The 7,512-nt window shown below is 65.9% G+C and carries 9 protein-coding genes; 4 read left to right on the top strand and 5 right to left on the bottom strand.

What is annotated here, in order from left to right; genetic code table 11:
- Positions 1-158 precede the first annotated feature (158 nt).
- Together thiS and Q0P59_RS12960 are read left to right on the top strand one after the other, a co-directional pair.
- Entirely contained in the window at positions 159-362 is a 204-nt protein-coding gene (gene thiS / locus Q0P59_RS12965; protein ID WP_295006879.1) for a sulfur carrier protein ThiS, read from the top strand.
- A gap of 94 nt (positions 363-456) precedes the next feature.
- On the top strand, positions 457-1,239 hold the full coding sequence (locus Q0P59_RS12960) for a thiazole synthase (protein WP_295006878.1): 783 nt from the start codon (positions 457-459) through the stop codon (positions 1,237-1,239).
- Between the two features lie 5 nt (positions 1,240-1,244).
- Here the strand turns inward: Q0P59_RS12960 and Q0P59_RS12955 are convergent, their stop codons facing one another.
- The 4 genes from Q0P59_RS12955 to Q0P59_RS12940 are packed head-to-tail and all read right to left on the bottom strand — an operon-like array spanning position 1,245 to position 3,706.
- Complete coding sequence (locus tag Q0P59_RS12955) at positions 1,245-1,880, bottom strand: uracil-DNA glycosylase (RefSeq protein WP_295006877.1); 636 nt, start codon at positions 1,878-1,880, stop codon at positions 1,245-1,247.
- Between the two features lie 5 nt (positions 1,881-1,885).
- Positions 1,886-2,269 (bottom strand): cupin domain-containing protein, encoded by a 384-nt coding sequence (locus Q0P59_RS12950; protein WP_295006876.1) that lies wholly within the window; start codon positions 2,267-2,269, stop codon positions 1,886-1,888.
- Positions 2,266-2,724 (bottom strand): YaiI/YqxD family protein, encoded by a 459-nt coding sequence (locus Q0P59_RS12945; protein WP_295006875.1) that lies wholly within the window; start codon positions 2,722-2,724, stop codon positions 2,266-2,268. Before Q0P59_RS12945 ends, Q0P59_RS12950 begins: the two co-directional genes overlap by 4 nt.
- A 1-nt stretch (position 2,725) precedes the next feature.
- Entirely contained in the window at positions 2,726-3,706 is a 981-nt protein-coding gene (locus Q0P59_RS12940) for an MBL fold metallo-hydrolase (protein WP_295006874.1), read from the bottom strand.
- Between the two features lie 156 nt (positions 3,707-3,862).
- On the opposite strand from Q0P59_RS12940, the gene Q0P59_RS12935 reads away from it, so the two are divergent.
- On the top strand, positions 3,863-5,137 hold the full coding sequence (locus tag Q0P59_RS12935; RefSeq protein ID WP_295006873.1) for a hypothetical protein: 1,275 nt from the start codon (positions 3,863-3,865) through the stop codon (positions 5,135-5,137).
- Positions 5,138-5,152: 15 nt separating this feature from the next.
- On the opposite strand, the gene Q0P59_RS12930 is transcribed toward Q0P59_RS12935, so the two are convergent.
- Entirely contained in the window at positions 5,153-5,671 is a 519-nt protein-coding gene (locus Q0P59_RS12930; protein ID WP_295006872.1) for an Lrp/AsnC family transcriptional regulator, read from the bottom strand.
- A gap of 121 nt (positions 5,672-5,792) precedes the next feature.
- Here Q0P59_RS12930 and ipdC point away from each other — a divergent pair, with 121 nt between their 5' ends.
- Positions 5,793-7,427 carry an indolepyruvate/phenylpyruvate decarboxylase gene (ipdC, locus tag Q0P59_RS12925; RefSeq protein ID WP_295006871.1) on the top strand — a complete coding sequence of 545 codons (1,635 nt, stop codon included), beginning with the start codon at positions 5,793-5,795 and terminating at the stop codon, positions 7,425-7,427.
- Positions 7,428-7,512 lie beyond the last annotated feature (85 nt).

The following is a 7,512-nucleotide window of genomic DNA, read 5'->3' as shown; positions in this document are numbered from 1 at the left end:
CGGCCCGCACTTCTGCTCGATGAAGATCACCCAGGACGTGCGCGACTTCGCGGCGCAGCAGGGCATCGCCGAGACCGAGGCGCTGGACAAGGGCATGGAAGCCAAGGCCGTCGAGTTCGTGAAGAGCGGGGCCGACATCTATCGCAAGGTGTAAACCCATGTCGCTCATCATCGTCAATGGCCAGAAATGGCTGGCCAAGCACAGCGTCACTCTCGCCCAGCTGCTCGAGGAACTGCATTACTCCGGCAAGCGCATCGCCATCGAACGGAACGGCGAGATCGTCCCCAAAAGCCAGTACGCGCAGGTTTTCCTGGCCGCCGGCGACCGCCTGGAAATCATCGCCGCCGTCGGCGGCGGCTGAAAGCAGTGGTTAGTCGCTGGTTGTTAGTCGTTAGCAAAAACAACCGGCACTCCACGGCTAATGACCAACAACCAATGACTAGCGACTAAAAGCCATGCACCAACTGACCCTCGCCGGCAAGGCCTACCGTTCCCGTTTGCTGGTCGGCACCGGCAAGTACAAGGACTTCGCCGAAACGCGCGCCGCCCTCGACGCCTCGGGCGCCGAGATCGTCACCGTCGCCGTGCGCCGCGTGAATATCGGCCAGGACGCCAGCCAGCCCAACCTGCTCGACGCCGTGCCGCCGTCGCGCTTCACCATCCTGCCCAACACCGCCGGCTGCTACACCGCCGACGACGCGGTGCGCACCCTGCGCCTGGCGCGCGAGCTGCTCGACGGCCATCCGCTGTGCAAGCTGGAAGTGCTCGGCGACCCGAGCAACCTCTTCCCGAACATGCCGGAAACCCTGAAGGCGGCAGCGACGCTGGTCAAGGAAGGCTTCCAGGTCATGGTCTACTGCGCCGACGACCCCATCCAGTGCAAGATGCTCGAAGAGATCGGCTGTGTCGCGGTCATGCCGCTGGCCTCGCTGATCGGCTCCGGCATGGGCATCGTGAATCCGTGGAACCTGCGCCTGATCATCGACAACGCCAAGGTGCCGATCATCGTCGACGCCGGCGTCGGCACCGCGTCGGACGCCACCATCGCCATGGAACTGGGCTGCGACGGCGTGCTGATGAACACCGCCATCGCCCACGCCAAGGACCCGGTGCTCATGGCCAGCGCCATGAAGAAAGGCATCGAGGCCGGGCGCGAAGCCTTCCTGGCCGGGCGCATGGCCCGCAAATACTACTCGGCCGATCCGTCGTCGCCGACTAGCGGGCTGATCGGCTCGTGAGCTAGCTAGCCGAGCAGGGCGACCGCCTGGGCGACCTGCTGCCGGGCGATGACCTCCCAGCGCGTGCCGTCCGGTGCGTAGCGGTTCATGGCCAGGGGGCTGCTATGCGGCATGGGCACGACGAATTGAACATGGTCAAGCGCCGCCCGCAACTCTTCGGCGGCCTGCGCCTTGCAGTCGTCGGCCTGCCAGTACGGGCGTTGCGCCAGTTTCTGGTGCAGCGTTCCCTTGCCGCAGAAAACCTGGGTCGCCGTGCCGCCGCCGACCGCCAGGATCACCTTCGGCTGGCAGCGAACGATCAGTTCGGCGAGAAAGGGCAGGCAGGCGCGGATTTCGCCGGCCTTGGGCTTGCGATTGTTCTCCGGGCGGCAGCGGCAGATGTTGGCCCGGCCGTACTGCGCGCGGGTGATCCCTTGTTCGAGTAGAAAAGAATCCAGCTTCTTGCCGGCGTCGCCGACGAAGCCTTCGCCGCGTTCTTCCTCGAGTGCGCCCGGTGCTTCGCCAATGGCCAGCAGGCCGCCGACGGGGCAGGGCGTGGCGAGCACCACCTTGCTCGACAGGGTGCAGCGGTCGCAGTGCACCTGGTTTTGATCGAGCGGGTTGCCGGCGGCGAAGAGGGGCGCGGTTTTGATGGCGTTCATGGTTTTCAGGGGGTGGCGCTGTCGTCGAGGATTTCGGTGTCGGCGTGGTCGTAGGCCGGGCTGCAGGCGCACAGCACGCGCAGGGGAACCGGCCAGGTGTTGTGCAGCGCATGCGGGGTGCCGGGCGGGATCAGGATGGTGTCGCCGACGCCGATGGCGAACGTCTGGTCGCCGAGGATCATCGTGCCCTGGCCGGCGGTGACGTGGTACAGCTCTTCGGTGACGCGGTGGCGATGGAGCAGGGTTTTCTGGCCGGAATAAACCGTCGCCTCGGCCAGGCTCTGCGCCTGGTTGCCATGCTGCCGCGGGTGCATCAGTTCGCGGATTTCCGAACCGTCCTTGGTGGTGTAGGGGCGGGCATCGTCGTAGCGGCTGAGCGAAGTGGTCATGCGGACTCCTTGGGTAATCTGGCGAGAAAACGGTCGAGCTGGTTGCCGAAGGCCTGTCGGTCGGCCTGGCTGAAGGAAGCCGGGCCGCCGGTTTCGACGCCGGCACTGCGCAATTCTTCCATGAAATTGCGCATGCTCAGCCGTTCGCGGATGGTGGCCGTGGTGTACAGCTCGCCGCGCGGGTTCAGGGCATGGGCGCCGCGCTCGATGACCAGCGAGGCGAGCGGGATGTCGGCGGTAACCACCAGGTCGCCGGCAACCACCTGGTCGACGATGTGCCGGTCGGCGACATCGAAGCCGCTGGGTACCTGGACGGCGCGGATGAATTTCGACGGCGGCGTGCGCAGCATCTGGTTGGCGACCAGGATGGTCTGGATCTGCCGCCGCTCGGCGGCGCGGTAGATGATTTCCTTGATGACGCCGGGGCAGGCGTCGGCATCGACCCAGATCTGCATGCTACTTGGCCAGCGGCGCGAACTCGGCGGGAACCCAGGCGTAGCCCTTGGCTTCCTTGCGGACATGGCCGACGCCGGGGAAGGGCAGGTGCATGCCGGCGATCATCAGCTTCTCCTTGGCGGCCAGCGCCCAGATGCGTTTGCGGGCGATGACTGCCTGCTTCGGGTCGTTGTCGAATTCGAAGGCGACTTCCGGGCGGGCGAACTGGACGGCGTGGTTATGCACCAGGTCGCCGAGGACCATCAGGCGCTGATCGCCGCTCTGGAACAGGTAGCTGGCGTGGCCCGGGGTGTGGCCGTGCGTGTCGACGCTGCTGACGCCGGCCAGCAGTTCGCGGTCGCTGTCGAAGGTCTTCCATTTGCCGGCGGCGAGATAGGGGGCGGCGGCATCGCGCGACATCTTGAAGAAGGGCTGGAAATCCTTCGGGGCCTGGGCGGCAATTGCCTCGCTCAGCCAGAAAACGTTGTCCGCCTTGGTCGACCACACTTCGGCGTTGACGAAGACGCGCTGGCCCTCCGGGGTGACCAGGCCGTTGATGTGGTCGCCGTGCAGGTGGGTGACGAGCACGGTGTCGACCTGTTCCGGGGTGTAGCCGGCCGCCTTGAGGTTATCCACGATGTTGCCGAGTCCCGGCCCGAACAGCTTGGCGGCACCGGCGTCGACCAGGATCAGCTGCTTGCCGGTGTTCACCAGGTAGGCGTTGACGGCGGTCTGCACCTTGGGGCCTTTCAGGAACTCGCGGGCGAGCAGGCGCTGGATGTCGCGCTTGTCGATGTTCTTCAGCAGCTTCTCGTCGAGGTCGATGGCGCCATCGTAGAGGGCGGTCACTTCGAACTGGCCGAGCATCAGGCGGTAGTAGCCCGGCACCTGGGTTTTTTGCTGCGGCGCCTCGGCCATGGCCAGGCTGCTGCCGAGCAGGAACAGCCCGGCGACGGCCAGGCGGCGGAAGGCGTTTTTCAGGGGAGATGCGGTCGGGGTCATGCGGGGCTCCTGCAAGGTGGAGGAAAGGCCGGGATGGCCGAAGGGGGCGGCCATCGGCGGCGAAGGGCAGATAGTGCCACGGAGTGAGCGGTTGACAAATGCATCATGGCGCCGTTTCATGGCTGCTTCCCCATTTCTCGAGCGGAGCGGCCTGCCATGGTTCGATTCATTGCCCGTTTGCTGCCCGTGGGCGGGCTGGCCTTGTGGCTTTGCCTGGGCGGCGCGCTGGCGCAGACCGGCGACAAACTGCCTGCGGCGCCGGACTACCTGGGGGAGATTCGCCGCGGGGCCGACGGCCGCCTGGTGGCCCGCCCGGAAGACGCCATAAGCGTTCAGGCGATCGTGCCGGCGACGATGATGGTCGGTCCCGGCGAGAAAATCACCTCGATCGCCGAGGCGGCCAGACAGGCGCGCGACGGCGAGGTGATCGAGATTCGCCCGGGGGTCTATCGCGGACAGCCGACAGTCTGGACGCAGAACAACCTGGTGATTCGCGGCGCCGGCGAGCGGCCGGTCATGCTGGCCGACGGCAAGAGCGCCGAGGGCAAGGCGATCTGGGTGGTGCGCGGCGGCAAAGTGCGGATCGAGAATATCGAATTTCGCGGCGCCAGGGTGGCCGACCTGAACGGCGCCGGCATCCGTTTCGAAAAAGGCAGCCTGACCGTGCGCGGCTGCACCTTCTTCGACAACGAGATGGGCATCCTGACGGCAAACCGCAGCGAATTGAGTCTCGAGGTGGTCGACAGCGAGTTCGGCGATGCGCCGCGCACCCAGGGCGATCTGCATCACCTGTTGTATGTCGGCGCGATCGGGAAATTCACGCTGCGCGGCAGCCGCTTTGCCAACGGCTATCTCGGCCACCTCGTCAAATCTCGGGCGCGCGAGAACCACATCCTGTACAACATGCTGGTCGACGGCGCCGGCGGCAAGTCGTCCTACGAACTCGAGTTTCCCAATGGCGGGGTCGCCTACGTGGTCGGCAATACCATCGGCCAAAGCGCCGGCACCGACAATCCGCGCCTCGTTTCCTACGGCGCCGAGGGGCCGAAATGGCCGGAGAACGCCCTGTACATGGCGCACAACACGCTGATCAACGACGCCCATGCCGGCACCTTCGTCAACGTGCGCAGCGACCGGATGGGGGCCGATGTCGAGGTCTGGCTGCTCAACAACCTGACGGTGGGGGCGGGCGATCTCTACAAGCCGTCGCAAGGCCGATTCGATGGCAACCGCTCGGTCGGTCGGCACGAACTGGTCGACCTGGGCGGCATTCCGCTGAAACTGACCAACCTGTCGCCGCTGCGCGGTGCGGTCAGGCCGCCGGGGCAGGCGCCGGGCATGGAGCTGCTGCCCGATGCGGAGTTCGTCTTCCCGGTCGGGACGCGCCGGATGCGGCCGACCAGCCTGCTCGCGCCGGGGGCCTTCCAGTAGGGGCAGCTCGCCCCATCACTCCTTGAAGCGCACCCGTCGCTTGGGCTGCTGCGGATGTGCGACATGACCGAGCGGCAGTTCATGCGTCTGCTTTATTTTCGATAATGCGATATTGGTTTTCACCTGCGCGACGCCGGGCAGGGTGAGCAGCTTTTTCATCATCAGGTCGGAGAAGGCGGCAAGGTCGGGGGCGACGATGCGCAGCATGTAGTCGGCCTCGCCGGTGACGGCGAAGCATTCGAGCACTTCGGGTAGCGCGCTGACCTGCCGTTCGAAATCGCTGGCGCGGGTCTTGTCGTGCCTTTCCAGAATGACCTGGGCGTAGGCGATGACTCCGAGGCCGAGCGCCGGCGGGTCGAGCAGGGCGGCGTAGCCGGAGATGACCTTGGCCTCCTCGAGCCGCTGGATGCGGCGGCTGATCTGCGAGGCCGAGAGGTTGGCCTTTTCGCCCAGTTCGGCATTGGTGGCCTGCCCCTGGCGCTGCAGCGCGGCGAGAAGTTGCAGGTCGTAGCGGTCGATGACGATTTCGCTCATGATTTTCCTGTTCATGCACAAAGTGTGCGTAATTTACTGTTTTGTGTGCTTATTTTGAACGCCTGTTGCGCTCGTGTTGCGCAATAATTTTTTCTAGGAAATCTTTCTGGAAAACCGCTCGATGAATCTGACCGAATCCCTTCTGCATGCACTCAAAGCCAACGGCGCCCGCCGGATATTCGGCATTCCCGGCGACTTCGCGCTGCCGTATTTCCGCATCATCGAGGAGTCCGGCATCCTCCCGTTGCATACGCTCTCCCATGAGCCGGGCGTGGGATTCGCGGCCGACGCCGCGGCGCGCATCGGGTGCGGCGAGGGGCGATCGCTGGGAGTGGCCGCGGTGACCTACGGTGCCGGGGCGCTCAACATGATCAACGCGGTCGCCGCTGCCTATGCGGAGAAGTCGCCTCTGGTCGTGCTCTCCGGCGGGCCCGGCACCGGGGAGTCGAGTTCCGGGCTGTTGCTCCACCACCAGGCCAAGACGCTCGATTCGCAATACCGCATCTTCGAGGAAATCACCTGCGACCGCGTGCGGCTCGACGACGCGGCGCGCGCCCCGGCCGATATCGCGCGCGTGCTCGGCAACTGCCTGAAGCACTCGCGACCGGTGTATATCGAAATTCCCCGCGACATGGTGGCCGCGCCCTGTGCGCCGGTGCCGCCGCTGGCTGCGCCGACGGTCGATCCGGATGCCCTGGCCGCCTGCGCCGAGGAGGTATTGCGCCGGCTCGACGCGGCGGCAAGGCCGGTGCTGATGATCGACGTCGAAGTGCGCCGCTTCGGGCTGGAGGAAAAAGTGGCCGAACTGGCGCACCGCCTGGCGCTGCCCGTCGCCACCTGCTTCATGGGCCGCGGCCTGCTGGCCGAAGCCAATGCGCCGCTGGTCGGCACCTACATGGGAGTCGCCGGCTTGCCGGAAGTGACCGAACTGGTCGAGGGTTCCGACGGTCTTTTCCTGCTCGGGGTGATCCTCTCGGACACCAATTTTGCGGTGTCGGAAAAGAAGATCGATCTCCGGAAGACCATCGTCGCCTGCGATGGCGAGGTGCGCCTGGGCTACCACGTCTATCACGACATGCCGCTCGCCGCGCTGGTCGATGCCCTGCTTGCCCGCACGCTGCCGCGTTCGGGCGATTTCGAGGTGCAGCGCACGGCCTATCCGCGCGGCCTGAGCGCCGATGCGGCGACGATCGCGCCGAACGACATCGCGATGGCGGTCAACGACCTGATGGACGAGCACGGCAAGCTGCCGATTGCCGCCGATATGGGCGACTGCCTGTTCACCGCCATGGATATCGAGCAGACCGCGCTGGTCGCGCCCGGCTACTACGCGACGATGGGCTACGGCGTCCCGGCCGGGCTGGGTATCCAGGCGGCGACCGGGCAGCGGCCGCTGATCCTGGTCGGCGACGGCGCTTTCCAGATGACCGGCTGGGAACTGGGCAACTGCCGCCGCTACGGCTGGGACCCCATCGTCCTGCTGTTCAACAACGCGAGCTGGGAAATGCTGCGTACCTTCCAGCCGGAATCCGGGTTCAACAACCTGGACGACTGGGGCTTTGCGTCGATGGCCGCCGGCATGGGCGGCGACGGGGTCAGGGTCCGCACCCGCGCCGAACTGAAGGCGGCGCTCGACCAGGCGATGGCGGTGCGCGGTCGCTTCCAGCTGATCGAGATCATGATCCCGCGCGGCGTGCTGTCGCAGACGCTGCAGCGCTTCGTCGCCGGGGTCAAGCGGCTGAATGCGAGCCAGTAAGTCATGACGACGAGGCAGGGGAAAGTGATGCCCTGAAGCATTCTCGGCTTGAATCGAAAGGTCGCGGTGGGCTGCCGTGACTTGA

Origin of the sequence: uncultured Dechloromonas sp. (assembly GCF_945957265.1) — a bacterium.
Lineage (GTDB): Bacteria > Pseudomonadota > Gammaproteobacteria > Burkholderiales > Rhodocyclaceae > Azonexus.
This window is presented reverse-complemented; position numbering and strand designations above follow the sequence as displayed.

Excerpts from the sequence above, each read along its gene's own strand:
- thiS (WP_295006879.1), top strand. The coding sequence starts at position 159 with ATGTCGCTCATCATCGTCAATGGCCAGAAATGGCTGGCCAAGCACAGC.
- Q0P59_RS12960 (WP_295006878.1), top strand. The coding sequence starts at position 457 with ATGCACCAACTGACCCTCGCCGGCAAGGCCTACCGTTCCCGTTTGCTG.
- Q0P59_RS12955 (WP_295006877.1), bottom strand. The coding sequence starts at position 1,880 with ATGAACGCCATCAAAACCGCGCCCCTCTTCGCCGCCGGCAACCCGCTC.
- Q0P59_RS12950 (WP_295006876.1), bottom strand. The coding sequence starts at position 2,269 with ATGACCACTTCGCTCAGCCGCTACGACGATGCCCGCCCCTACACCACC.
- Q0P59_RS12945 (WP_295006875.1), bottom strand. The coding sequence starts at position 2,724 with ATGCAGATCTGGGTCGATGCCGACGCCTGCCCCGGCGTCATCAAGGAA.
- Q0P59_RS12940 (WP_295006874.1), bottom strand. The coding sequence starts at position 3,706 with ATGACCCCGACCGCATCTCCCCTGAAAAACGCCTTCCGCCGCCTGGCC.
- Q0P59_RS12935 (WP_295006873.1), top strand. The coding sequence starts at position 3,863 with ATGGTTCGATTCATTGCCCGTTTGCTGCCCGTGGGCGGGCTGGCCTTG.
- Q0P59_RS12930 (WP_295006872.1), bottom strand. The coding sequence starts at position 5,671 with ATGAGCGAAATCGTCATCGACCGCTACGACCTGCAACTTCTCGCCGCG.
- ipdC (WP_295006871.1), top strand. The coding sequence starts at position 5,793 with ATGAATCTGACCGAATCCCTTCTGCATGCACTCAAAGCCAACGGCGCC.